This window comes from Flavobacterium sp. GW821-FHT12A05, assembly GCF_058807735.1.
This window is the reverse complement of record NZ_JBXAQY010000007.1, coordinates 92,034-117,946: the sequence shown is the minus strand read 5'-3', so window position 1 is coordinate 117,946 and position 25,913 is coordinate 92,034. Positions and strand designations below refer to the sequence as shown.

The following is a 25,913-nucleotide window of genomic DNA, read 5'->3' as shown; positions in this document are numbered from 1 at the left end:
GCGAAACGCAGATTTATACGGATTTTTTTTATTGCTTTACTGGCTTTTTTGTCATCTCGACGGAGGAGAGATCACACTCGTAGATCGACAAAGATTTACACAATCTTGTCATCCTGACGGAGGAAGGATCTCCGCAAGCAGCTCGGCAAAGATTGGAATTTAACTTTCAACTATAATCCCAAATCAATTACATAAGAAATCTTAACAGCGATATTATCTTCAAACTTAAATAACTGATTTGGACCATAGCGATAGAATCCGCCGAGACCAAAACCTTTGTAGATTTTATTTAATTCAATTCCCGATTCGAAGAAACCTTTGTCTAACGTTTTGTATGATGGGCCAACATGCTGCTCTGGTTTTTCCATATTTCCCCAAGCCATTCTGCTTACTAAAACTATGGTAGGTCGAACTTTTTTTAGGATTTTGATTCGGTTAAAACCATGTTTGACCTGGAAAAAGATATATTGACTCGAGAAAAACTCATTAAAAAACATGGTTTCGAAACTGTTTCTTCCGGCAAAAGTAATACGCTGAATAACAGTTTCTTTGGTAAGGTTGTTAGGCATTGTGTTGTACAAATGCGTAAGCGGAACATCACCAAAAGCGTAACCCCCTTGTAAAAGTAAACTCGTTTTTTGGCCGTTTAGGTATTTCTTTTCGTATTCGGTTTTAAAATCTATTTTTCCAAAATTAAAATCGTTGTCTAAAACATTTGGCAAAGACTGAGTATACTGAAAAGTAAATCTCGGAAATCTTTTGTCCGACTCATTTCTTCCTGTAGGCGTTTGCATAAAATCGCTAAAAGGAGCCCAAACAATCGAAAGCATGGCCGTTGTCATGATATAATTAGAATACAACTGTCCGTTGTAATTAAAAAGATAATCAAATTTTGGCTCCACATAGGTTCTGGCTAATTCTAAAACAGCTTCGGTTTTTGGGATAATCTTCGTTTGTACATTCGCTTTCCAGCTGTTGTAATGGTAAAATGTACTAATGTTGATTGGCCTTGGATCATAAATTTTAAAAACACGTTTATCAACCGCAAAAAGCGTACTTGCAATTTCTCGCACATCATCTGTATATGATCCGTTTATCCAGGTATTGGTATCTTGGTCTAATAAAACGCCGGCGCCTAAATTGTATTTAACAACACCGTCTTTTGTTCCGTATGCCGTATATCCTTCAAGTCTAAAATCTTTAGAAAATTTATCATTGGTTATACCTCCAAGACCTAAGCGAAAACCTTCGTAATTGTTGTAACTGATTATTTTTTTCAAATCTAAATCAATGGGGCCAATAGGAATGTAACCATTGATGATTTTACGTCCAAATCCCAAACGTTTTTCAATCCTTCGGCTTACGGATAAGCTGTCTAGTAATTGATAAGTTTTCTGGCTTTTTTGATCCAGAATTTCTTTTCGATACTGATTCCAGAATTCTTCCGGTTTTTTGCTTGCATCGTCTTTAATTTCGATATAAAGAGATGGGTTTTTTATAGGAGTATCGGTATTGTAATGAATATCAAAATTGTTGCTTTCAGAAAGCAGATAAGTAAAATCCGAAGCCGCTTTTTTTCTCGGCTCATAATCTTCGGCAACATCTCCGTCAAACTGAATCGTGCCGCCTAAAATCTTAATGTCATCGTCATTTTTTCCTTTTACGATTTTAAAAGTAGTATTGCTTTGAAACCATACTTTTTCATTTGGCACGTAATCAAATTCATGAATACCGCTGATATCCAAAACGCCTTTTATGCGCATTATAGCTTTGGCAATCGCAAAATTTTGTGAGTCAATATATAAAACGCCTTCTAAGCCCGAAGTTCTTCTTTTTTGTTTGTTCTTAAAGTAAATCATAAAGGTTTCACGTCCTTTTATGTTTACCGTATCTAATAATTTATAATTATAAGTCGAAGGTGCAGTATTCGAAATGGGGTTTTCGTACTTGGTTTCAAAAAGCTCGTATTTGTTGTCGTAAATAGAAATTGACTGTAAGTTGAAAGCAATAACTTCGTAAATAGGGTTTTTAAATCCAGCTATTTTGGTGCCCAGAACGGTTTCTTTTAATTTATTGTTGCCAAACTGATATTGAGATACTTTTTCGGTTTGAAACAAATGCTGCTTGCTTATGATTTCTTTGAATTTATAATCAGAGGAATCGATGTTGATTTTCTTTTTATCGAAATCTTTATAAACGGCAGATGAATCTATTCTTCCGTCAATCGAATCCGGATTGGCAGTAACAATAAGTTTATTGTAGCTTTTGTAATCAAAACTTTTCAGCCTTTTCTGCGGATTGTTATTGTTTTTGTTTGCAATGACTTTTTTAATAATGGTCAAAGCCGGATTTTCATTAGAAACGATAACTTCTTTTAAATCGTCTGTTTTTTGAGATAATGAAACCGAGTAAAACTTTTTATTTTCAGCTAAAGCAATAATTTTAGTTTGAAAACCAATGTACGAAACCGTAAAATTTCCGAATTTAGTAAGGGTTTTAAAAATGAATTTCCCGTCAACGTCGGTAATCGTATTGCTGTTATCTGTAGTTGTAATAGTAGCAAAGGGGAGAGGTTTGTTGTTTGAGTCAGTTACAATTCCGCTTACTTGAAATTGCGCCTGAATGGTAAGCGTGAAAAATAAAGTCAATAAACAAAATAGCCTCATAGAGAATTATATAGATTCAAAAACGAAAAGTATTTGATTTTGGTATGCAAAAATAAGAATAAAAAAATCCGTCTGATAATTTTACCAGACGGATTTTTTTAATTTCATTTCCAAATACTTAAACCTTCATGATTTCAGCTTCTTTTGCAGCTAATAACTCATCAATTTTTTTAATGTATGTATTGGTTAAGTTTTGAACTTCTTCTTCTGCAGATTTACAAACATCTTCAGAAGTTCCTTCTTTTTCTAATTTTTTGATATCAGTATTTGCGTCTTTACGAACATTACGAACACCAATTTTAGCATCTTCCGCTTCCGCTTTTGCTTGTTTCGCTAAATCGCGGCGGCGCTCTTCTGTTAAAGGCGGTACGCTGATGATGATAACATCACCATTATTCATTGGGTTAAAACCAATATTAGCAATCATGATTGCTTTTTCAATAACTTGCAGCATGTTTTTTTCAAAAGGCTGTAAAGTAATTGTTCTTGCATCAGGAACACTAATTTTTGACACTTGAGAAAGTGGTGTTGCTGAACCATAATAATCTACAAAAACACTCCCTAACATTGCTGGAGATGCTTTTCCTGCACGAATATTTAGAAATTCTTTTTCTAAGTGTGCAATAGAACCATTCATAGATTCTTCAGTACTTTCTAATATAAAATCTATTTCTTCACTCATTTTTTTTAGATTTTTAGATTTTTAGAAGGTTAGATTTTTAGACTTAAAAATGTATTCTTCTAATTTGCTAACGATGTTATTTTATTTTTTGAAATTGCTTTTGAAAATTATAAAGATTGTTATTAATCTAATCTTCGGATAATCTAAGCAGTCTAAATATTTACTACAGTTCCGATGTTTTCGCCTTCGCAGATTTTTAATAGGTTTCCAATTTTGTTCATATCAAAAACAACAATTGGCAGTTTATTTTCCTGGCTTAAAGTAAAAGCAGTTGTATCCATTACGTTTAATCCTTTTTTAAGGACATCGTCAAACGAGATGAAATCAAATTTTACAGCCGAAGCATTTTTTTCCGGATCAGAATCGTAAACACCATCCACACGAGTTCCTTTTAAGATCACATCAGCATTAATTTCGATTCCTCTTAAAACAGCTGCAGTATCAGTTGTAAAGTATGGGTTTCCGGTTCCGGCTCCAAAAATTACAATTCTGCCTTTTTCAAGGTGGCGGTCAGCTCTTCTTTTAATATAAGGTTCTGCGATAGACTCCATTTTTAAAGCAGTCTGTAAACGCGTTTTCATTCCTTTATCTTCAAGTGCGCCTTGCAAAGCCATTCCGTTAATAACAGTGGCAAGCATTCCCATATAATCACCCTGCACTCTGTCCATTCCTGCGCTGGCACCAGCAACGCCTCTAAAAATATTTCCTCCTCCAATAACGATAGCAATTTCTACTCCTTTTGCGTGAATCTGCTTAATTTCATCTGCATATTCGGCTAATCTTTTAGGGTCAATCCCGTATTGTAGATCACCCATTAATGCCTCGCCGCTAAGTTTTAGAAGAATTCTTTTATATTTCATGTTTGTGTTGCGTTAATTTGTGCAAATATAGACATATTCTGATTTTTAAAAATAATGTTGACAAAATAAATTTTTATTTCAATTTGAATATAATTTTTTAATTTTGTAGGAAAAATACATTTGTTTTTTAATTTGATACAGGAAATAAAAATTTACGAATGAATTTCATCGTAAAATATAATCTCCAAATGTGACAAAAGTCATTCCTGCGTCTTGTTAAAATCATTAATTTTATACTTAGCAAAATAAACCTCTATGAAAAGTACTGTAGCCAAAGCATTATTCAACAGCCATTCTTATGCTGAATATCGAAAATTAGTTACCGATTTATTATCTGAAGGAAAATCAACAGGAAATGAACAATCCGAAAGTCTGACCAATTATTCTAAACTGAACGATGCCAGAATGAATCGTTTAGAAAAGACGATCAAGATTTCTGAAGATGTGATTTCAAAACTCCAGCATTTAGATAATCACTACATCTGGCTGGTAATTTCTGAAGGCTGGTGCGGCGATGCAGCGCAGATTCTTCCTATTTTAAATAAAATGGCTCACGAGTCTGATAAAAAGATTGATTTGAGAATTGTACTTCGCGACGAAAATGAAGAATTAATGAATCAATACTTAACAAATGGCGGAAAAGCGATCCCAAAAGTTATCGTAATTTGTAAAGAAGCCGGAATTGTAAGAGCAGATTGGGGACCAAGACCAAAAGGTGCATCTGAATTAATGGCGAAACATAAAAGAGAAGTTGGTGCTATTGATGAAAAAATTAAAACCGATTTGCAATTATGGTATTTGGCAGATAAAGGAGTTTCTGTTCAACAGGAAATAGTCGAAATCATGGAAAATATCAAATATAACAGATTATAGCTTGAAATTTATTTGTAATAATAGTTTACAGTGTGTTGTTTGTAATGTGTTGATAACAAATATGATAATGTTTTGCTAAAATGTTTTTTTGTAAGGCAAAATTATGTATCTTGCTCTTTGAACCCACTTCTATTATTTATTTTTTGATTTACTCTTTTTATTGGTGTCTATTAATATTAACAATTAAAAAACACTATCATGAAAAAGTTATTCGAAAGGTTTTACGATTTTTTTTCAACGTACTTGTTTGGAGGCAAAAATATTCCTCACTATTAAAAAGCAAACAAGTATGGAGCAACATTATTTTTAGAAGTAGGCACATTACAAATCACATATGTAATGTGCTTCTTGTTTTTAAGAAGTTAAACTCTCCTCAAACAAAGTAATATCAATCGCATTTTTTACATCATAATCGCCAATTTTAGTTCGGCGTAAAACCGTTAAATGCGAACCAGAATTCATGGCTTTTCCAAAATCATAAGCTAAAGAACGAATGTAAGTTCCTTTAGAACATACTACTCTAAAGTCTATTTCTGGCAATGCGATTCTTGTAATTTCAAATTCGTGAATAGTCGTTTTTCTACTTGCAATTTCTACTGTTTCTCCGGCACGTGCATGCTCGTATAAACGAATACCGTCTTTTTTAATGGCCGAAAAGATAGGCGGTTTTTGATCGATTTCACCTAAAAATTGTTTTACCGTTTCGTGAATTAAAGCCTCATCGATATGTTCCGTTGGGAAAGTCTGATCGATTTCGGTTTCTAAATCATACGATGGAGTAGTGGCTCCAATATAAAATGTTCCCGTATATTCTTTTGCCTGCCCCTGAAGTTCAGAAATTCTTTTGGTGAATTTTCCGGTACAGATTAATAAAAGGCCAGATGCCAAAGGATCTAAAGTTCCGGCATGACCAATTTTAAATTTTTTAGGAAGCCCGACTTTATTGATTAAAAGGTATTTTAATTTATTGACAGCTTGAAACGAACTCCATTTTAAAGGTTTGTCTATCAGTAAAACTTGTCCGTCTAAATATTCTTCAGGTGTCATTATATAATGGTAAGCGGGTGAATGAAAAAGTGAATCAATAATAAAATGATTCCGGCAATGATTCTATAATAACCAAAAACTTTGAAACCGTTTTTAGTTAAAAATCCAATAAAGGTTTTGATTGCCAAAAGTGCTACAATAAAAGCAACGATGTTTCCTATAATCAACATATTGATTTGATCGTGAGATAAATCGAATCCGGCTTTATAATAATCGTAACATTTTTTTGCTGTTGCTCCCAGCATAGTTGGTACTGCAAGGAAAAATGAAAATTCGGCAGCAGTTGTTCTAGATAATTTTTGAGACATTCCGCCCACGATACTTGCACCACTTCTGGAAACTCCCGGAATCATGGCGATACATTGGAATAAACCAATTTTAAAAGCTTGTAAATACGAGATTTCTTGTGAAGTTTCTGCTGTGTTTGGAGTATTGAACCATTCGTCAACTTTTAATAAAATTAGACCTCCAATTAAAAGTGAAACAGCAACTGTAACAGGGTTTTCTAATAAGCCATCGATAAAATCGCTTAATAATAATCCTAAAACTACAGCTGGAATAAAAGCAACTAAAAGTTTAAAGTAAAAATCAAAAGTCTGAAAGAAACGTTTGAAGTATAAAATTACAACCGAAAGTATCGCGCCAAGCTGAATAACAATGGTAAAAAGTTTAGTGAAATCGTCGTGTGCGATTCCAAAAAAAGAAGACGCAATAATCATGTGTCCAGTTGAAGATACAGGTAAAAATTCTGTGATTCCTTCAATAATGGCAAGAACGATAGCTTGTAATGTATTCATTTATTAGATTGTTAGATTATTAGAATATTAGACTTCTTAGATTTTTTAGAAAAGATTATTCTAAAGATCTAAGAAATCTAAAATGTCTAAGTTGTCTATTTAGATTTTTTGAAAATAGAATAAATCGTGATTCCAAAACCAATTAAAACAGTTGTTGGAGCTAAACGGATACGTCTAAAACTAAAAACATCTTCATTAAAAACATTTGGATTATCACTTCCGCCGCCAGACATTAAAATAAATCCTAATGCAATTACCCCAATTCCAATCAATAAGATTTTGTAATTGACAGTGTCAAAAAGGAATTCCTGTTTTTGTTGTACTTCTTCTTTATTATTGTTATTTTTCATTTTGTTATTGCGAGGAACCAAGCAATCTTATCCTCTATTTTATATGAGTTTATATTTTAATCTAAAATCTACAGTCTAACAATCTAAAATTAATAAAGATCGTCAGTTCTTAAATTTAAGAAACGCTGTGTTGCAAAATGCGTGCTTACCCATGTAATTAAAACTCCTAATCCGAAAACGGCTAATAATACCAATCCGATTAAAGCTTTGTCTTCTAAAATTCCTAATCCAGGGAAATTCGTTTCTACATAGAATAAAAGACCAATAAGAGCGATAATCGCTAATAAAGCGCCAAGCATTCCTAGTTTTACGCTGCGAGTTACAAAAGGCTTACGAATAAACGATTTTGTAGCGCCCACCATTTGCATGGTTTTAATGATAAAACGATTCGAGTGAATAGATAGACGAAGTGAACTATTGATTAACAAAACAGCAATTACAGTAAGGAAACCGCTGATAATCAAAATCCACATACTTACTTTTTTGATGTTGTCATTTACCAGATTTACCAATTGTTTGTCGTAAACAATATCTTCGATCATAGTGTTTTTGCGTAAAGCACTTTCTATTTTCAAGATACTGTCACGTTCTACGTAATCGGCTTTTAAGTGAATATCGTACGAATTCAATAATGGGTTTTCGCCCAAAAAAGTTAGGAAATCTTCGCCAATAATATCGGTATGTTCTTTTGCCGCTTTTTCTTTGGTTACATAAACATAAGATAAGGCAAAAGGAGCTCTTTTTAATTCGGTATTAAAAGCTTTGATAACGCTGTCATTAGCTTCATTTTTAAAGAAAACTGTCATGGCGATTTTTTCTTTAAAATCATCTGCCAGTTTTTTGGAATTAATAATGAATAATCCCAGTACTCCTAAAAGGAATAAAACCAAGAAAACACTTAAGACTACCGAAAAATAAGAGGAAATTAACCTGCGTTTTTGAAATTTATCAAAGTTAGAACTCATATATGCTAAAATTATGTGGTAAAAATAATAAAGAATTTCTTTATTTAAAGTTATTAACGAACTTTTATACTATAAATGTACGATTAGATATCGAATAAAGTTTTATTTAACAGCAAAGTGTGTAAAGTTTTGCGTTTGTTTAGTAAAAAAAAGTGACAAAAGACTTTGAACCTTTGCCACTTTGTATCTCTGAACCTTAAAAAAAAACTATTTCACTCTATTAACTTCAATACTTTTTAACCAGTAAACATGTCTTGGTCCGGTTTTAATATCGTTTTTACAAATTAAGATCATTTCACCGCTTTTTACCGGTTTTCCGTTTTCTTCAAAAAGAACATAAGTGTTTTCTCCAGTTGGATTATTAAAAATTTCTGCCCAGGAGAAAGTAGCTTTATAATCGTCTGAAGCTCTGGCTACGATATAAAAATTGCGGTCTTTATGTCCGTCTTGTTTGATTTTGGCTTTTTCTAGAATGTCTTTTAAAAGAACACCTTTGCAAACTTTATCGTCTTTTTTAACTTGACCGCTTTGACACACCACTTTAAAGTTATCGATGGTAACCACTTTCATCTTTTTTAAAGAATCGACACTTAAGCGAAGTGGAAATTCGACATCGCCTTTTACTTCAATTTCATGATTAACTAATTTTAAACTATCGGCTGGGGTAAGAACCGGATGTTTGTCGTTATCTGGTTTAGAAACTTTTTCGGTTATTGCAGTATCTTCTTTTTCTTTTTTAGAAGAATTACACATTGTGCATGAAAATGCAATTAGAAGAACGAGAATGTAATGTTGTGTTTTCATATTTTTTTTGATTTTAATTATTGAAAAAGCGAAGAGTTACGAAAAAATTGCGGCCTTCTTCCGGATAACCTTCTACAAGACAATAGTTTTTGTCGAAAATATTATTGATTCCGGCATCGATGCTGAAATTTTTAGCGATTTTACCCGAACCATAAAAATTTAAAAGCGTGTAGTCTGGAACTCTTGCGCCGTAACTTGTACTGAAACGAGAAGAATTAAATTCAGAATTAGCGATAAATCGCAGTATTTTAATAGGCTGATATTCTATAGTACCCATAACTTTTGTATTTGGAACATCGGTAAAATGAATATTTGGGTTTGTGATATTGTTTCTTTCAAGATAAGTATAATTGAAGTTAAGCGAAAGATTATCTAAAACAGTATAATTAATTTGTGCTTCAACGCCAAGATATTCGGCTTTGCCAAAATTCTGCATTTGAGATTTTCCAGGCTGTACGTTGCTTACGCTTAAAATAGCATCGGTTAGAGAACTATAGAAAAATGCGGTTTGAAAGGTAACTTTGCTGAATAAATTGGCCGTATAATTTAATTCGTAATTAGTAGCTTTCTCCGGTTTTAGATCCGGATTCGGAATTGCCGTTCCCATTCGGTATGAATATCGGTCTTTGATGGTGGCAAATCTTGTTTTTTGAGAAACCGTTGCGCCCAATTTCTGATCTTGATTTAAATGATAAAAGAAACCTATCTGAGCATTAAAAGCATCACTTGCATCTGCCGATGGATAATCTGAAATTACTTTTGTAGTGCTGTTGTAATCTTCGGCTTCTGTATTTTTTCTGATGTTGTAACTCACGCCGGGAATTATGGTAAGTTTAGAATTTACTTTGTAAATATCTTCGATTCCAATTAAAACGGTATTGTCTATAAAATGACGTACAGGTTCTCCAAGATTGTTCTCACGATGCACATCTTCTTTAAACTGAAAAGCAACTTTTAGCTCGTTTTTTGGGATAAACCTGGTGTTGTATTCTAAATTCCCGCCATAGGTATAATCGTTGTAAATGCTTTCAAAAGCATAAGGTTTGGTTTGTGTCGAATAAGTGGCATCGTCGTAACTGTCGAGCGTATTCTTGAAACGATCAAAATACAATCTGGTTTTGAAACTGTTTTTGTCATCGAAACTAGAATTCGAAATAAAATAAAAACTTTCCTTATCCCAATCCGGCCATTGCCAATATCGTGGTTTCAGTAAAAGCGTATTTAAAGGATCGTTTCCGGTATAAACAGGATTTCCTTTTTCGCCCTGCTGATTGATGTAACCAAATGCATATTCGCTTTTTTCGGTGGGAGTCCAGCCCACTTTAAAACTGATTTTTTGATCTGTTCGATATGAATTGTCTCTTTGCCCTCCGTTTTCATTTGCTGTTGGAACAAAATTAGAAGACATTCTGAATGAATCTCGGTCTAAATAAGAGAAACCGCCCTGAAAATAGAATTTATCCAGCTTAGAACCAATGTTGATGTTTCCTTTGTATCCGTTTTCGTTGATCATTCCTAAAGAACCGTCGTATTCTAATTTCTTTGAAGGTTTTCTGGAAACAAGATTAATCGCGCCTCCAAGCGAATTTGGTCCATAAAGTATCGAGGAAAATCCTTTTGAAACATCAATCGCAGCCAAATCAAAAGTGGTGAATCTCGCCAAATCTACATAACCATCATAAGGAACATAAACCGGAATTCCGTCCATATAAACCGGAACCTGTCTTAAATCAAAACCTCGAACAGAAACCATCGATTCATTTCGTGGTCCGGATGCTGTTAAACTAATTCCCGGAAGCATGTTTAATGCTCTCGAAACGTCTACTTTGTTTTGAGATTGCATTTCTTTTGTGGTTACCCGGCTTAAGGTGTCTCTGTTTTGATGATTGGTTACGATAACTTCTCCCAAAATAAAAACATTAGAAACTTTTAAAGAATCGGTTTGGTTTGAATTGTTTTGCTGCGAAAATCCGATGAGCGGAAAGAGCAGTAAGGCAATAAATTTTGCTTTCATAAATTTACAATTTTTCAGTATGTTTTAAAATGAATACTGATGGTTAAAAAATGATTTTTGGTTGTTTATGATTAGTTTATTGGGTTATAGTTTAGATTTTTCCGGGTTTCCCAGACTAGAGACAAATAATACAATCCGCCAATAGATGGTCCGCCCAAAATAGAAGTGTAAGCTTTATTAAGAACATTTGTTCCTCCTAATTTAGTTGTAATACCTGATTTTTTGAAATAGTAATTAACCTGAGCATCCATAGACCAATACGCGGGAACCGTACCGCTCACTAAAAAAGAAACATAATCGAAATTGTTTTGATAACGTGCCGTTACACTTGTACCAAGATTTTTCCAGATATTTTGAGCGATCAAAGTTCCGTTTACATTAAATTCAGGTGTATTGAAACCATCTTCAAGTCCGTCTTTATCATCCGTTCTGTCAAGTTTGGTGTAGGTAAGATTGGTTAAACCAGAAAAAGTTTCGTTAAAGCGATATTTTAAACCCAGACTTCCGCCGTAATTGTAAATTTTACTTTTAGAATTGGTCCATAATCGATATCGATTTTGGGAGTTTTTAGAATATAAAGCAGTCGGAATCAAGTTTGGATCTGAAGTATTTGGAACACTGGCTTCGACCTGAGCAATAAAGTTTTTATACGAGTTGTAATAAAAATCGGCATCAATATAAAGATCTCTATTCAGAGCGATTCCTCTAAAACCAAATTCAAAAGACTTTACAAATTCAGGTTGTAAATAGGTATATGGATTTTTTTGAATTGTGTTTTTGTTTTTTTCGATCGCCTGCGCTTGAGTCAAACCATTTGTGTTCACATCAGTATTTACCTGTGCCTGAAATTTATCTATAGAAGCTTTTGTATAAGAGTTTTCGAAAATTCCGTCAGACATGATTCGCAAACCGCCCACACGTTTTACACCGCCTGAATTTACGTTAGAAAAGCCTTCGAAAATACTTGGGAATCGATACCCATTTTGATAGGAAGCCCTAAAATTAATGGTTTCTTTTGGAGAATAAACAGCAGTAAATTGAGGCGTAAATTTAGTATCAAAATAATCGGCTTTATCAATTCTCAGTGTAGCACTCAATCGAAGCTTATGATCGAAAATGTCCTTTGTTAATTGAGTAAAACCTCCCGTTTTTTGATAGGTAAGATTTTCAGAAGCATTAACCGGATTTATAAAATAATTTCCATCAGGAACAATAATATAATTTCTGTAATCGAAACCACTTAACAATTTAGCCTCGATTTTTTCGAAGAAAGAAGAAAAAGCTTTATCCCAATTAAACAAACCTTCGCCATGAACCAAAGTCGATTTTACACGCAAAGCGGCACCAATATCCCAATTGTTAATGTTAATTAACTCACTTTTCTTTTCTTCGTAAGCCTCGGTTCCGGGTTCAAACCTGCCTTGGTCAGATGTTGTTCTGGCAATTTTATGCGCACTGGCAACATCTGCGCCGTTTGTAATTGCATTTTTGTAGGCCGTTGCATAATCGGCAAACCATTTATCATCTGATTTGTATGCGCGATCCATATTCTCGGCTAAAGAACGCATGTTATAGGAGTTTCCGGTATTTTCGGTTGTGGCATACGCTTTTACCTGAAAAATAGGAGTATGATAATCTACCGCAAATTGATTTAAGGTATAATTGTCAAGTCTAAATCGATTCGAACGCTGATAAATTGTATTGATAAGAGCGGTTTTATACGTTACAGCCAGTTCATGTCCTTTTTTCGGGCGAAAGTAAAATCCAATATCTGCTTTGTAATTTTTAATGTCATAATCAGAAATATCCGTTTCGCGATAACCCGTTCTGGCTACGACATAATTTTTGCCATTTAAGTTTAAAGTTTTTCGGTTTGCCGATTCATTTCCGTAACCATTCACTTCATCATAAGCCGGATTATCGGCACCAAATAAACCTGTTGAAGCATTTGCATTTGGAGCTAAATCGGTTCTGTCATCAGCAACCCAATCAGTTCCGCCCGTTGTAGAAGCGTTTACTTTAAAAGCGAATTTTTCATTGAAAGCCTGAGCATATCTCAAATTAAACTGCGAATATATTTTAGGCGAAAATCTGTCGATATTTCCAACATGATTTACACCAGTCAATTGTTGAATACTAATTCCTTGGTATTCAAATGGATTTTTAGTTTGAATGTTGGCTAAACCATTAATAGCATTCATTCCGTACAAAGCGGCGGCTGTTCCCGGAACAATTTCAATTTTATCAATATCGAGATCATTAGCGCCTAGTGCATTGGCAATTGGTGCGCCCAAATGCGGTGCCTGATTGTCGATTCCGTCAACCAATTGAGCAAATCTAACATTGGTTGAATTGGCAAAACCACGGGTATTAATCACTTTAAAGCCTAAACTCGGTGTAATAATTTGTACTCCTTTTACATTTTCGAGTGCTTCGTAAATACTTGGCGATCCCATTTTTTTGGCTTCCGCCGATTTTAATTGTTCGATACTTATAGGCGAACGCATTAAATTTTCAGAACGGCGTGAAGCTGTAATGACCACTTCGTTAAGTTCTTCTTTTTTAATTGTATCTTGTTTAGTATTAGGATTTTCAATCTGAGAGAAGCTTTTCAGACTAATAAAAAGTAAAATGAAATATATTTTTTGACTCATAAATTTGCTTTTAATCCAGTATGTTTTGAAATGAATACTGCTTGTTAAAAAAATGATGATGCTTAATTTGTTATTGATGCCGAAACATCAGTATGTTTTAAAAGGAATACTGAAATATATTACAAATGATATTCCTGATTAACATGTATTAAATTGCAGCTATTTTTTCGCTTGACAAAAAAACTATATTTTTTTAACCTAAAATGTGACTAAAATCATACTTTAGGATTTAAATGAAGCAGAGACTAAAATTTTAAGCCTTGCATTTCTTTTTGAGCAAAATCTTTAATGCGTTTTTCTACTTCATAAAAAACAGTTATGGCTCTTTCGCCTGCTTCCGTTAGTTTTGCGCCGCCACCGCCTTTTCCGCCTAATAATTTTTCAACCAGCGGACTTTCGGCATGCTGATTCATTTCTTCAACCAACTCCCAGGCCTGACGATACGCCATTTTCATCTCTTTTGCAGCATTTGTAATAGAACCTGTTTTTTGAATGTTTTCTAAAAGCCAGATTTTACCAATTCCTAAAAAAGGTCCCGCCGCTTCTTCAATCCAAACACGGACTTCAATCGAATATTTTTTTTCGCTGCTCATTTCATTTTTTACTTACTTGTAAAAGTAATTGTTTTTTCTGTAAATCTATTCTTTCGTTTTATAGGAAATATAAAGCCCGAAAAGAACTTGAACTACGTAATAAAAATGCAAACATAAGTATTTTTACGTAATTAAAAATAAGTAATTTGTTATTTTATTTGTTTGTCAGCGAAATAGCTTTGGTACAAACGACAATAAATGTAAATTTGCGGCTTAATTAATTTAGTGAAAAGCTTAGAACCTTAGTAACTTAGAATCTTAGTCACTTAGAAATGAAGTACAATCCAAACGAAATTGACGCCAAATGGCAAAAATATTGGGCAGAAAATCAAACTTTTGCAGCAAAAAATAACTCTGAAAAACCTAAACATTATGTTCTCGATATGTTTCCTTATCCTTCTGGAGCAGGATTACACGTAGGGCATCCGCTGGGTTACATCGCTTCAGATGTTTATTCTCGTTTCAAGAGACATCAAGGTTTCAATGTTTTGCACCCAATGGGTTACGACAGTTTCGGATTGCCGGCTGAACAATATGCGATCCAGACAGGACAACGTCCGGAAGATACAACACGTGTAAATATTGATGGTGGTGTAGATAAAGAAGGAAAGCAGATTGCCGGATACAGAAAACAATTAGATAAAATAGGATTCTCTTTTGACTGGAGCCGTGAAGTGCGAACTTCAAATCCTGATTATTACAAACATACACAATGGATTTTTATCCAATTGTTCAACTCTTGGTATTGCAAAAAACAAGGACAGGCATTTGATATTAAAGATCTGGTAACTGTTTTTGAAGAAAGCGGTAATGCATTGGTTGAAGCGGTTTGTGACGACAATGTTGCGATTTTTACTGCGGATGAATGGAAATCTTATTCTGAAGATCAAAAAGAGAAAATCTTATTGCAATACAGAATGACGTATTTGGCAGAAACCGAAGTAAACTGGTGTCCAGGTTTAGGAACTGTTTTGGCAAATGACGAAATTGTAAACGGAGTTTCGGAACGTGGAGGTTTTCCTGTTATAAGAAAAAAAATGACACAATGGAGTATGCGAATTTCTGCTTATGCGGAACGTTTACTTCAAGGTTTAAATGATATCGATTGGAGTGAGTCAATCAAAGAATCTCAAAGAAACTGGATAGGGAAATCAGTTGGTGCTTTGGTTACTTTTAATGTGAAAAATCATGATGAAGTAATCGAAGTATTTACGACAAGACCTGATACTATTTTTGGAGTTACTTTTATGACTTTGGCACCAGAACATGATTTGGTTGCTAAAATTACAACTCCAGAACAAAAAGAAGCAGTTGAAGCCTATATCGAAAAAACAGCAAAACGTTCGGAGCGTGAGCGTATGGCCGATGTAAAAACTATTTCGGGAGTATTTACAGGAGCTTATGCGGAACATCCTTTTACAAAAGAAGCCATTCCGGTTTGGATTGGTGATTACGTTTTGGCAGGTTACGGAACTGGTGCTGTAATGGCGGTTCCTTGCGGAGACGAAAGAGATTATGCTTTTGCTAATTTCTTTAAAGGTCAAAAAGGTATGCAGGAAATCAAGAACATTTTCGCTAATGTTGATATTTCTGAAGCCGCTTACGGATCAAAAGACAATGTTGAAATCACAGCTTCTGATTTCTTAAACGGATTAAATTATAAAGATGCTTCTGGAAAAGCGATTCTTAAATTAGAAGAAATCGGACAAGGAACTGGGAAAACAAATTACCGTTTGCGTGATGCTGTTTTCTCTCGTCAGCGTTATTGGGGAGAGCCTTTTCCTGTTTATTATGTAAACGGATTGCCTAAAATGATCGATGCACAGCATTTGCCAATTATTTTACCGGAAGTAGAGAAATATTTACCAACAGAAGACGGATTGCCGCCATTAGGAAATGCAGCAGTTTGGGCTTGGGATACTAAAAACAATAAAGTTGTTAATACTGATTTGGTAGACAATGTTACTATTTTTCCTTTAGAATTAAACACTATGCCAGGCTGGGCAGGAAGTTCATGGTATTGGATGCGTTATATGGATGCACACAACGAAAATGAATTTGCGAGCAAAGAAGCATTAGCTTACTGGGAAAATGTAGATTTATATATTGGTGGAAGCGAACACGCAACTGGGCACTTATTGTATTCTCGTTTTTGGAACAAATTCTTAAAAGATAAAGGTTTTGCGCCAACCGAAGAGCCATTCAAAAAACTGATTAATCAGGGAATGATTTTGGGTACAAGTGCTTTTGTTTATAGAGTCGAATATGATATTGATTTATCAGTAGGAACTAATGATTCTTCTTCTGGAGATAATGAAAAGATATCTTTGAAAAAAGTTTTAGTTTCTAAAAACATATATGATAAAGTTGGATTAAATGGTGTGAAGGAATTAATGGTTAGTAAGTTAGAGACAACAATTTTTGAGCCTTTTAATAGCTTATTAGAAAGAGGGAATGAAATTCTAACTAAAGATATTAATGTTTTGAGTGTTACGCCAATTCACTCAGATGTTTCAATGGTGAATTCTTCGGATGAATTAAATATAGAAAAATTCAGAGCTTGGAGAGAAGATTATGCTGATGCTGAATTCATTCTAGATGATAATGGAAAATACATTGTAGGCCGTGAAGTCGAAAAAATGTCGAAATCGAAATACAATGTTGTAACACCAGATGATATTTGTGACGAATATGGAGCAGATACGTTACGTTTATACGAAATGTTCTTAGGTCCGTTAGAGCAGGCAAAACCTTGGAATACGGCTGGTATTTCTGGAGTATTTGGCTTCTTGAAAAAATTATGGAGATTGTATTTTGATGATAACGGTTTAATCGTAAACAACGACGAACCAACAAAAGACAACTTAAAATCATTGCATAAAACAATCAAAAAAGTAGCAGAAGATATCGAGAATTTCTCTTTCAATACTTCGGTTTCTCAGTTTATGATTTGTGTAAACGAATTGTCTTCTCAAAACTGTCATTCAAGAGCGATTTTAGAGCCATTGGCTATATTAGTTTCGCCTTATGCACCGCATATCGCAGAAGAATTATGGTCGCAGTTAGGACATACAACTTCAATTTCAGAAGTTGCTTTCCCGGCTTTTGATGCAAAACATTTAGTTGAAACGAATAAAGAATATCCAGTTTCTTTTAACGGAAAAATGCGTTTCACCATCGAATTGCCTTTGGATTTAACCAAAGAACAAATCGAAGAAATCGTAATGAAAGACGAAAGAACACAAAGACAATTAGACGGAAGAACGCCAAATAAAGTGATTATCGTTCCGGGTAAAATTATCAACCTTGTAGGGTAATATTTTTAAAATTTCAATATAAAAATTCCAAATTCCAATTTTTCGATTGGGGTTTGGGATTTTTTTTATTTTTTCCGCCACGAATTGCACTAATTTACACGAATTTTTATTTTTAAAAACGCTTAGTTTGTCATCCTGAGGAACGAAGGATCACACGCGAAACTCGACAAAGATTGGCGATTCAGTTTGCGGAACTTCTCACGTGGTCTTCGACTTCGCTCAGACTGACAATAACGTACAGTTTGTCATTTCGAGGAACGAGAAACCTCCACAAGTAACTCTACAAAGATTGGCGATTTTGAATGTGGAGCTTCTCGCGAAGATTTCTCCTTCGTCGAAATGACAAGATTGGGAAAAAAACTTTGCGACTTAGCGTCTTTGCGAGCAAAAAAACCTTGCGTTCTTTGCGTAAACCTTCGCGCACTTTGCGGTTAAAAACCTCACCAGCATTGGAATTTGGAATTTTTTTATTAAAATTTTCATTTCAGTTGTAACATTTTAATAGTTGTCGTATCAAAAGCATGGATCCGATTAAATTAACAACTTAAAACTATTAAAAATGAAAAAGTATATTATCTTAATTATCGCATTCTTATTCTCAGCATTATGTCTAAATGTTTTTGCACAAACAAAATCATATCCTTTCGAAGTAATTAAAACCGGAAGCGGCAAACAATCTATAATTTTCATTCCTGGATTTGCTTCTTCCGGTGAAGTCTGGAACGAAACCAAAACCGCATTCGAAAAAGATTTTACCTGTTATACACTGACAATGGCTGGATTTGCCGGAGTAAAACCACAGCCAAATCCATCATTTGAAAACTGGAAAACAGAAATCGCCAATTACATCAAAGCAAATAAAATAGAAAAACCAATTTTAGTTGGCCACAGCATGGGCGGCGGATTAGCGCTTGCCATCGCAGCCGATTATCCGGAATTAATTGGTAAAATTGTGGTGGTTGATGCCTTGCCGTGTTTAGCCGCTTTGAGCGATCCTTCTTTTAAATCAAAAGAAAATAATGATTGTGCGCCAATTGTGACACAAATGACGGCAATGAACGAAAAGCAATTCTATGATATGCAGAAACAAACCATGCCGAGACTTTTGCAAGATGCATCAAAGCTGGAAATGGTAGTAGATTGGAGCGTGAAATCAGACAGAACGACCTTTGCTCAAATGTATTGTGATTTCTTCAATGTAGATTTGAGAGACAAAATCTCGACAATAAAATGTCCGGCATTAATTTTATTAGAATCCTATTTTATAAATTTAAAACCTGCAATCGAAGGGCAGTATAAAAACCTAAAAACAGCTAATTTTCAATACGCTGCTAAAGGATTACATTTTATAATGTACGACGATACAGCTTGGTATTTGGCACAATTAAACACTTTTATAAAATCTTAAAATGGAATTTGAAGAAATCTATAAAACGTATTGGGATAGAATTTTTAGGCTTTGCATGGGTTTCGTAAACGACTATGATGCTGCGCAGGATTTGGCTCAGGAAACGTTTATAATTGTGTGGCAGAAACTGGAAACTTTTAGAAACGAATCGGCGATTGGAACCTGGATTTTTAGAATTGCTTCTAATAATTGTTTGAGGCAGATTGAAAAGCAGAAACGTTTTCCGAAATCAGAATTACCCATTCACCTTTCTGAAGAAAAGCAGACTTCATTAGAACCTCAAATTCAGTTTTTATATAAATGTATTGCCGAATTGCCAGAAACAGAACGTATCATTATTTCGCTGGAATTAGAAGATGTAAAGCAAACAGAAATTGCCAAGATTGTAGGGCTTTCTGAAGCAAATGTGAGAGTGAAAATTCACAGAATAAAAGAAAAACTGACTCAAAAATTTAAAGAAAATGGACAACGATAACAATATAGATTTTAAAGATTTATGGAAAAGACAATCCGTAAGTCAGCCGGATATGCAGGATTTGTTAGGGCGTTTAAAGAAGTTTAAAAAAACAAGTATGAGAACTTTCTGGATTTTAAATGTTTTGCTGTTTGTAACCTGCATTTTCAATATTTTTGTTTGGTATTACTATCAGCCGCAATTTATTTCTACTAAAATAGGAATTGTTTTAATGGTGCTTACTATGATGATTTATTTATTTGTGCATAATAAATTGCTGGGTAAATATAGAAATATAGAGGCCACACAAACCAATCAGGAGTATTTACAGAATTTAATTTTGATTAAAAAGAAACAGCAGTTTCTGCAGACTAAAATGATAAGCTTTTACTTTATCTCACTGACTATTGGAATTTGTTTGTATATGTACGAATATGCCAGCCGAATGACATTTTTAAACCTTTGTCTGGCTTACGGAATAACTTTGTCCTGGATAGCCTTTAATTGGTTTTATCTTCGCCCAAGAAAAATAAAAAAACAGCAGTCAAAAATAAACAGTCTGATTGAGAAGTTTGAAGAAATCAACCATCAGCTGGAACCATAAAAAAGAAAAGCTTCGTGATGTTACGAAGCTTTTTCTTTTGCCATAAACTAAAGTTTAAACCTTACATTCCAAAAACATAAGGCTGTGGAACAGCAACAATAATTCCGTCACTATTTGCAGTTGCAGGCAGGTTTCGAACTTCTTTTCCTCCTACAAATATTTTTATCGTCACAGTTTGATCTTTGCTTCCTCCATGTCCGCCAACAGATAATGTTACTCCGTTAGTGTTTGCGGCAGCAGTAAATTCTTTTTTCCAAGGAAGAGAAGTAATGTCTTCATTAAGTACACCGCCCCCAGCTTCAGTATAAGTTACATCCAGGTTTCCTGTATAGTTTCCTGTTACTTCATATCTTACATCTCTTGAAGCATTTCCTGAGTTGTTATCGTCGTCGTCGCTGCTGCAAGAAACTACTGTAAAAGCAAGAGTTAATACAAGTGCGGCTGTTTTCATAATTGATTTCATAATAAATTCTTTAAATAATTAATATTCGGTTTTAACAAAATTAGACCCTTATTAAAGAGACGACAATACCTGATAAAATGCATTTTTAACTACCTGATATCAGGTAAAAGTGAGAGAATTCCTTTTTAAACAATTTTTAATTAATAAATTTGAATAAATACCACCTTAATGTTTATGAAGAAAAACTACTTGCTAACACTATTTCTATTTTTATCAGCCGTTTTACATTCACAGGTTATTCTTTCTCTAGACGACGATTCGGTTTACATAGACAGTATTGCTAAAGTCACCAAAAACACACAATCCGATAGTATCAAATGCTTGTATAGTTTTAGATTGTCTAAACTGTATTTGATGGTTCAGGATGCAAAAAAATCAAAGGAATATCTGGTGCAGGCCAACCAGCTGAAAGGGAAATATCCGTTCTTAAACGATGCCGGATTATTTTATAATTCATATAGTTTTTTAGAAAAAGGCGATGTTGATGGTTTTGAAAAAACACTGCTGGACGCCAACAATAAACTCAAAAAATACTATAATACCGAAGCTTATAGACTGCGGGCTATTATTTTGCAGAACTACGGTATTATGCAGCAACGTAAGAATAATGAAAAGGCGTATATGAAGCTCCTTATAAATGAAGCTATTCCTGTTGCCAAAAAAAGCCGGGATTATGAACTTATAAGTGCTTTGTACAAAGCGGTTGCGATTATTTTTATGAATAATAACGAACGTGAAAAAGCGAACGAATATTTAAGCGAAGCGCAGCGTTATATTGAAAGGGCCATTAAAAAAACGCCTACACTTGCCGAGTCTAAAATGGAAACATATATTATTAATGCCGAAAACTTAGTAGAGTTACAGCATTTTTATGATGCCCAAAAAGTACTGGATAAAGCCTTTTCGACATTGAAAAATTTTCCGGAATCGAACCTAAACGATTCTTATTTTTATTCTGAAGGACTGTATTATGCCAAGCAAAATAAAAATACAGACGCTTTAAAAAGTTATGAAAAAGGAATAAAATCGGCTGAGAAACATCAAAATGCAATCGCCTTAAACCGATTAAAATTTGCCGAGTATGAAGTGCTTTTTAAGTTGAAGAATTATGAGAAATCAAAAAAGAACCTCGATTATCTTTTAAAAAATACGCCTTTTGTTGTAGACAAAAAGAATTATTATAACGAACTGGCTAAGGTATACAACGCCACAAAAGAATATGATAAAGCTTATTTTTATTCACATAAATACAATGCGATAAACGATAGTTTGAACAACACGAAGTTTAAAAGCGAAATTGTAGAACTGGAAGCTAAATATAAAAAAGCCGAAAGCGAGAAAAAAATCACAATGCTGGAATCGCTAAATAACAAAGCAGCTTTAATGGTGTCTACCAACCGTTTAAATTCGCTGCTTTTTGCCGGTTTGTCTTTTCTGTTGCTTTTGATTGTTTTGTTTTTGTGGATTTTCAACAAAAACCAAAAGAAATTAAGTATTCAAAAAGAAATTAATCTTAAGCAGGAATTGTCTGCTTTTGAAGACCGCCACAAACTTTCGGTTTCTAAGGCTTTGATTCAGGGAGAAGAAATGGAGCGAAAAAGAATTGCAAGAGATCTTCATGATGGTCTTGGAAGTATGCTTTCTGGGGTAAAAATTCATTTAAACCAGGTTAAAAAAGAAAATCCTGAAACTGTAAACGGAGTAGATGCGCTGCTTGATAATTCGATTAAAGAACTTCGTAACATATCGCAGAATTTAATGCCGGAAAGTTTATTAGAACTGAGTTTGGAACACGCTTTAAGAGATTTATGCGCAGCAAATTCTAATGCAGTTACTAAAGTTGAATTTCAGTATTTGATAAAAAAATCTAAGCTTCCTAAAAATTCCGAAATCATGATTTACAGAATTATTCAGGAGTTATTGAATAATGCTTTAAAATATTCAAAAGCCTCTCAGGTTTTGGTTTCCTGTTCTCAGAACAAAGATGTATTTTTTATTACAGTAGAAGATAATGGAGTTGGTTTTGATATTTCGGACCCAAAAAATAAAAACGGAATGGGATTGAAGAACATCAAAAACCGAGTGGAATTTCTAAATGGAAAATTAGAAATCGACAGTAAACTAAACGAAGGAACATCGGCTTATATTGAATTAAATGTTATCAACGAAAATCAGAAAAATGAGTGAAAAATATAAAATGGTCGTGGTTGACGATCATCCTATTGTGATTTCGGGTATTTCAGGTCTTTTATCTGATTTGGAAAATATTGAGATTATCGAAAAAATGCAGTCTGGCGTTGCACTATTAGATTATATCGAAAGCAACAAAGTAGATTTAGTTCTAATGGATATTTTTCTTCCTGTAATAACTGGGATTGATTTGTGTAAAGCTATAAAGCAGAAATATCCGCAGGTAATTGTTATCGGGATGAGCAGTCAGTCTGAACGAAGTCTGGTAATGCAGTTTATTCAGAATGGCGGTAATGGATATATTTTGAAAAGCGCTTCGTTTGAGGAATTTAAAAACTGTATCAATCAAGCTATTGAAGGAGAAATTGTTTTCAGCGATGAGGTTAAAACAATTGTGAGCCAGCCTTTGTCTGAAGATTTAGATACGATTCCGAGTTTAAGCAGAAGAGAAAAAGATATCGCTGTTTTGCTTTCAAAAGGAAAACAAACTCAGGAAATTGCCGATGAACTTTTTTTGAGCTTTTTAACCGTACAGACTCACAGGCGCAATATTCTTCAAAAATATAAAACCAAAAATGTCGCAGAATTAATCACGCTGTTGTTAAAAAATAATCTTTTAGATTGAAAAATTGTCCGTTAAAATGCCAAAATGACATTTTTTGAGTTTGGTTCAGAAATTGCGGTTTGTTTCGTAACTTTAAATTTCAATCAAAAAAAGTAAAAATATGGGAAGTGGATATTTAATACTTGCCGGAGCTATAATGTTATTTAGCTGGATGGTGAGTTCAAAACTAAAAAGTAAATTCGAATTATATTCTAAACTGCAATTACGAAACGGAATGAGCGGTGCAGAAATCGCTGAAAAAATGCTGGCTGATAACGGAATTAGAGATGTACGTGTTATTTCGACTCCGGGGCAGTTAACAGATCACTACAATCCGTCAGATAAAACAGTAAACTTAAGCGAAGCAGTTTACAATCATCGAAATGCAGCAGCGGCAGCAGTTGCGGCTCACGAATGCGGACACGCGGTGCAGCATGCAATAGGTTACGAATGGTTAACTATGCGTTCTAAACTGGTTCCAATTGTTAATGTGGCGTCAAGCTACATGCAATGGGTTTTGTTAGCGGGAATCTTGATGATTAGAACTTTTCCGCAGTTGTTATTAGTGGGAATTGTTATTTTCGCGGTAACAACATTATTCTCGATCATAACATTGCCGGTAGAATATGATGCTAGTAACAGAGCCTTGGCCTGGCTTGAAAATAAACACATGCTGACACAGGAAGAACAGGCCGGAGCTAAAGATGCCTTAAAATGGGCGGCAAGAACTTATGTAGTAGCTGCTTTAGGATCGATCGCAACGTTGTTGTACTATATTTCGATTTATTCTGGAAGCAGAAGGAACTAATTTGGCAATTAGATAATGAGTTAATTAGAAAATTAGAAAATTAGATAATTTATAGCAAACCCGACAGGTTTTTAAAACCTGTCGGGTTTTTATTTTATAATCGTTTTGCTTTTTGCTGTCAGGCTGAGCGTAGTCGAAGCCCTTGTTTTGTAATAAGTCTTCGACTCAGGATGACAGTTTTTTTATAAGAATTATCTAATTATCTAATTGACACATTATCAAATTTACAATTGAATCTGCCTGTCAATCTGCTGATCTAAGGAGATAAACGTTTCTGTTCTTGAAACTCCCTCGATTGCCTGGATTTTAGTATTTAGAAGCTGCATTAAATGTTCGTTATCACGACAAATGATTTTAATTAATACAGACCAGTTACCAGTAGTGTAATGACATTCGAGGACCTCGGGGATTTTCTTTAAATCTTTTACAGCTTCGGAGTTTCTGGAAGCTTTGTCCAGATAAACACCTACAAAAGCCATTGTGTTATAGCCCAGAACTTTTGGGTTTACAGTAAATTTTGATCCCGAAATAACACCGGATTGCTCTAGTTTTTTTAATCGTTGATGAATTGCAGCTCCGGAGATACCAATTTTATTAGCGATTTGTAAAATAGGTTTTCGGGCATCGTCCATTAGGTATCTAAGAATTTCTTTGTCGATACCGTCAATTTCGATTAAAAGGGAGTTGATTTTCATAACTTATAATTTGAAACTATTTATTGTGATTTGGGTTTAGAATAGAAATCAAATGTAGTTAAAAGGCTTTAAATAATGAAATTTCAATTTTTAAATTCCAAATTCCAAACTTGAAACCTCAAATTTCAAATATAACCTGTGGTTTCAACCACGGGAAACGGGTGAGTACATTGTTGTAATCTTTGTCAAAGTTTCAAACTTTGACAAAGAGAAAAAGAAGTTGAAGACGGATAAAAACAAAAATTCCAAATCCCAAGTGATTAAGTTGGAATTTGGAATTTAAATATTTTCTGTTGGTCAGGTTTATTTTCCTTTGTTTGCTTCGGCAATATATTTTTCAAGAGCCATTGTCATAGAAGGTGTTTCAGGTGTTGGAGCAAGAATATCGATTCTTAAACCGTGATCTAAAGCTTCTTTTTGAGTTGTGCTTCCAAATACAGCGATTCTGGTGTTGTTTTGTTGAAAGTCCGGGAAGTTTTTAAATAAGGATTTAATTCCGGTTGGACTAAAAAACGCTAAAACATCATAATAAACATCTGCAAGATCAGATAAATCACTCATTACAGTTTTGTAAAAAATAGCTTGAGCCCAATCTACTTTTAGACCGTTTAATGTAATAGGAGCGTCTGCGTTTAACTGGTCAGATGCTGGCAGCAAAAACTTTTCGTCTTTGTACTTTTTAATAAGAGGAGATAAGTCTGCAAAATCTTTTGCACCAACGTAAATTTTACGTTTTCTGTAAACAACATACTTTTGCAGGTAAAATGCTACCGCTTCAGATTGACAAAAATATTTCAATCCTTCAGGAACTTTGTAACGCATTTCATCAGCCACTCTAAAAAAATGATCTACAGCATTTCGACTTGTTAAAATGATCGCAGTGTAATGATTAAGATCGATTTTTTGCAATCGAATCTCTTTTGCGCTAACCCCTTCCACATGAATAAATGGTCTGAAATCAATTTTTATTTTGTGTTTTTGTTGGAGCTCAAAGTAAGGAGAATTCTCCACTTTAGGTTCAGGCTGTGACACCAAAATTGTTTTCACTTTCATATTATAAACATT

Annotated in this window: 22 protein-coding genes; 8 read left to right on the top strand and 14 right to left on the bottom strand. The window is 34.1% G+C overall.

Annotated features, from left to right (window positions below):
• Window positions 1–170: 170 nt before the first annotated feature.
• The 3 genes from AC1RRQ_RS16990 to pyrH form a co-directional block, all read right to left on the bottom strand.
• Window positions 171–2,666, bottom strand: a complete 2,496-nt coding sequence (locus tag AC1RRQ_RS16990) for a DUF5686 family protein (RefSeq protein ID WP_493024219.1) — start codon at window positions 2,664–2,666, stop codon at window positions 171–173.
• A gap of 118 nt (window positions 2,667–2,784) precedes the next feature.
• Window positions 2,785–3,348, bottom strand: coding sequence for a ribosome recycling factor (frr, locus tag AC1RRQ_RS16985; protein ID WP_493024218.1), 564 nt, complete (start codon window positions 3,346–3,348; stop codon window positions 2,785–2,787).
• A 152-nt stretch (window positions 3,349–3,500) separates the two neighbouring features.
• On the bottom strand, window positions 3,501–4,208 hold the full coding sequence (gene pyrH, locus AC1RRQ_RS16980) for a UMP kinase (RefSeq protein ID WP_053472459.1): 708 nt from the start codon (window positions 4,206–4,208) through the stop codon (window positions 3,501–3,503).
• A 255-nt stretch (window positions 4,209–4,463) separates the two neighbouring features.
• Between pyrH and AC1RRQ_RS16975 the strand changes: the two genes are divergently transcribed.
• Window positions 4,464–5,081, top strand: coding sequence for a thioredoxin family protein (locus AC1RRQ_RS16975; protein WP_493024217.1), 618 nt, complete (start codon window positions 4,464–4,466; stop codon window positions 5,079–5,081).
• A 354-nt stretch (window positions 5,082–5,435) separates the two neighbouring features.
• On the opposite strand, the gene truB is transcribed toward AC1RRQ_RS16975, so the two are convergent.
• From truB to AC1RRQ_RS16935, 8 genes are all read right to left on the bottom strand, one after another.
• Window positions 5,436–6,128, bottom strand: coding sequence for a tRNA pseudouridine(55) synthase TruB (truB, locus tag AC1RRQ_RS16970; protein WP_493024216.1), 693 nt, complete (start codon window positions 6,126–6,128; stop codon window positions 5,436–5,438).
• On the bottom strand, window positions 6,128–6,925 hold the full coding sequence (locus AC1RRQ_RS16965) for an undecaprenyl-diphosphate phosphatase (protein WP_493024215.1): 798 nt from the start codon (window positions 6,923–6,925) through the stop codon (window positions 6,128–6,130). The genes truB and AC1RRQ_RS16965 overlap by 1 nt, the downstream gene beginning before the upstream one ends.
• 95 nt (window positions 6,926–7,020) lie before the next feature.
• Complete coding sequence (locus AC1RRQ_RS16960; protein WP_493024214.1) at window positions 7,021–7,275, bottom strand: DUF3098 domain-containing protein; 255 nt, start codon at window positions 7,273–7,275, stop codon at window positions 7,021–7,023.
• Between the two features lie 89 nt (window positions 7,276–7,364).
• A complete protein-coding gene (locus tag AC1RRQ_RS16955) occupies window positions 7,365–8,240 on the bottom strand; it encodes a cell division protein FtsX (RefSeq protein ID WP_493024213.1) in 876 nt (291 codons plus the stop codon).
• A gap of 207 nt (window positions 8,241–8,447) precedes the next feature.
• Window positions 8,448–9,044, bottom strand: a complete 597-nt coding sequence (locus AC1RRQ_RS16950) for a molybdopterin-dependent oxidoreductase (protein ID WP_493024212.1) — start codon at window positions 9,042–9,044, stop codon at window positions 8,448–8,450.
• 13 nt (window positions 9,045–9,057) lie between these two features.
• A complete protein-coding gene (locus AC1RRQ_RS16945; RefSeq protein ID WP_493024211.1) occupies window positions 9,058–11,058 on the bottom strand; it encodes a TonB-dependent receptor plug domain-containing protein in 2,001 nt (666 codons plus the stop codon).
• Window positions 11,059–11,129: 71 nt separating this feature from the next.
• Window positions 11,130–13,712 carry a TonB-dependent receptor plug domain-containing protein gene (locus AC1RRQ_RS16940; protein WP_493024210.1) on the bottom strand — a complete coding sequence of 861 codons (2,583 nt, stop codon included), beginning with the start codon at window positions 13,710–13,712 and terminating at the stop codon, window positions 11,130–11,132.
• Between the two features lie 245 nt (window positions 13,713–13,957).
• Window positions 13,958–14,305 carry a winged helix-turn-helix domain-containing protein gene (locus tag AC1RRQ_RS16935; protein ID WP_493024209.1) on the bottom strand — a complete coding sequence of 116 codons (348 nt, stop codon included), beginning with the start codon at window positions 14,303–14,305 and terminating at the stop codon, window positions 13,958–13,960.
• A gap of 272 nt (window positions 14,306–14,577) precedes the next feature.
• Here AC1RRQ_RS16935 and AC1RRQ_RS16930 point away from each other — a divergent pair, with 272 nt between their 5' ends.
• The 4 genes from AC1RRQ_RS16930 to AC1RRQ_RS16915 all read left to right on the top strand — a co-directional run bounded on the left by AC1RRQ_RS16930 (window position 14,578) and on the right by AC1RRQ_RS16915 (window position 20,088).
• Window positions 14,578–17,622: a leucine--tRNA ligase gene (locus AC1RRQ_RS16930; RefSeq protein WP_493024208.1), complete on the top strand. Its 3,045-nt coding sequence runs from the start codon at window positions 14,578–14,580 to the stop codon at window positions 17,620–17,622.
• A 559-nt stretch (window positions 17,623–18,181) separates the two neighbouring features.
• Window positions 18,182–19,030 (top strand): alpha/beta fold hydrolase, encoded by an 849-nt coding sequence (locus AC1RRQ_RS16925; protein WP_493024207.1) that lies wholly within the window; start codon window positions 18,182–18,184, stop codon window positions 19,028–19,030.
• A gap of 1 nt (window position 19,031) precedes the next feature.
• On the top strand, window positions 19,032–19,505 hold the full coding sequence (locus tag AC1RRQ_RS16920) for an RNA polymerase sigma factor (RefSeq protein WP_493024206.1): 474 nt from the start codon (window positions 19,032–19,034) through the stop codon (window positions 19,503–19,505).
• Complete coding sequence (locus AC1RRQ_RS16915; RefSeq protein ID WP_493024205.1) at window positions 19,492–20,088, top strand: hypothetical protein; 597 nt, start codon at window positions 19,492–19,494, stop codon at window positions 20,086–20,088. Before AC1RRQ_RS16920 ends, AC1RRQ_RS16915 begins: the two co-directional genes overlap by 14 nt.
• A gap of 61 nt (window positions 20,089–20,149) precedes the next feature.
• On the opposite strand, the gene AC1RRQ_RS16910 is transcribed toward AC1RRQ_RS16915, so the two are convergent.
• Window positions 20,150–20,551: a hypothetical protein gene (locus AC1RRQ_RS16910; protein WP_493024204.1), complete on the bottom strand. Its 402-nt coding sequence runs from the start codon at window positions 20,549–20,551 to the stop codon at window positions 20,150–20,152.
• 174 nt (window positions 20,552–20,725) lie between these two features.
• On the opposite strand from AC1RRQ_RS16910, the gene AC1RRQ_RS16905 reads away from it, so the two are divergent.
• From AC1RRQ_RS16905 to AC1RRQ_RS16895, 3 genes are all read left to right on the top strand, one after another.
• Complete coding sequence (locus tag AC1RRQ_RS16905; RefSeq protein WP_493024203.1) at window positions 20,726–22,738, top strand: tetratricopeptide repeat-containing sensor histidine kinase; 2,013 nt, start codon at window positions 20,726–20,728, stop codon at window positions 22,736–22,738.
• Window positions 22,731–23,366: a response regulator gene (locus tag AC1RRQ_RS16900; protein ID WP_493024202.1), complete on the top strand. Its 636-nt coding sequence runs from the start codon at window positions 22,731–22,733 to the stop codon at window positions 23,364–23,366. The genes AC1RRQ_RS16905 and AC1RRQ_RS16900 overlap by 8 nt, the downstream gene beginning before the upstream one ends.
• A gap of 100 nt (window positions 23,367–23,466) precedes the next feature.
• Complete coding sequence (locus AC1RRQ_RS16895) at window positions 23,467–24,153, top strand: zinc metallopeptidase (protein ID WP_493024201.1); 687 nt, start codon at window positions 23,467–23,469, stop codon at window positions 24,151–24,153.
• Window positions 24,154–24,377: 224 nt separating this feature from the next.
• On the opposite strand, the gene AC1RRQ_RS16890 is transcribed toward AC1RRQ_RS16895, so the two are convergent.
• Both AC1RRQ_RS16890 and AC1RRQ_RS16885 read right to left on the bottom strand, forming a co-directional pair.
• Entirely contained in the window at window positions 24,378–24,848 is a 471-nt protein-coding gene (locus tag AC1RRQ_RS16890) for an Lrp/AsnC family transcriptional regulator (RefSeq protein ID WP_035681816.1), read from the bottom strand.
• A 303-nt stretch (window positions 24,849–25,151) separates the two neighbouring features.
• A complete protein-coding gene (locus tag AC1RRQ_RS16885) occupies window positions 25,152–25,901 on the bottom strand; it encodes a uroporphyrinogen-III synthase (protein ID WP_493024200.1) in 750 nt (249 codons plus the stop codon).
• Window positions 25,902–25,913: the final 12 nt, after the last annotated feature.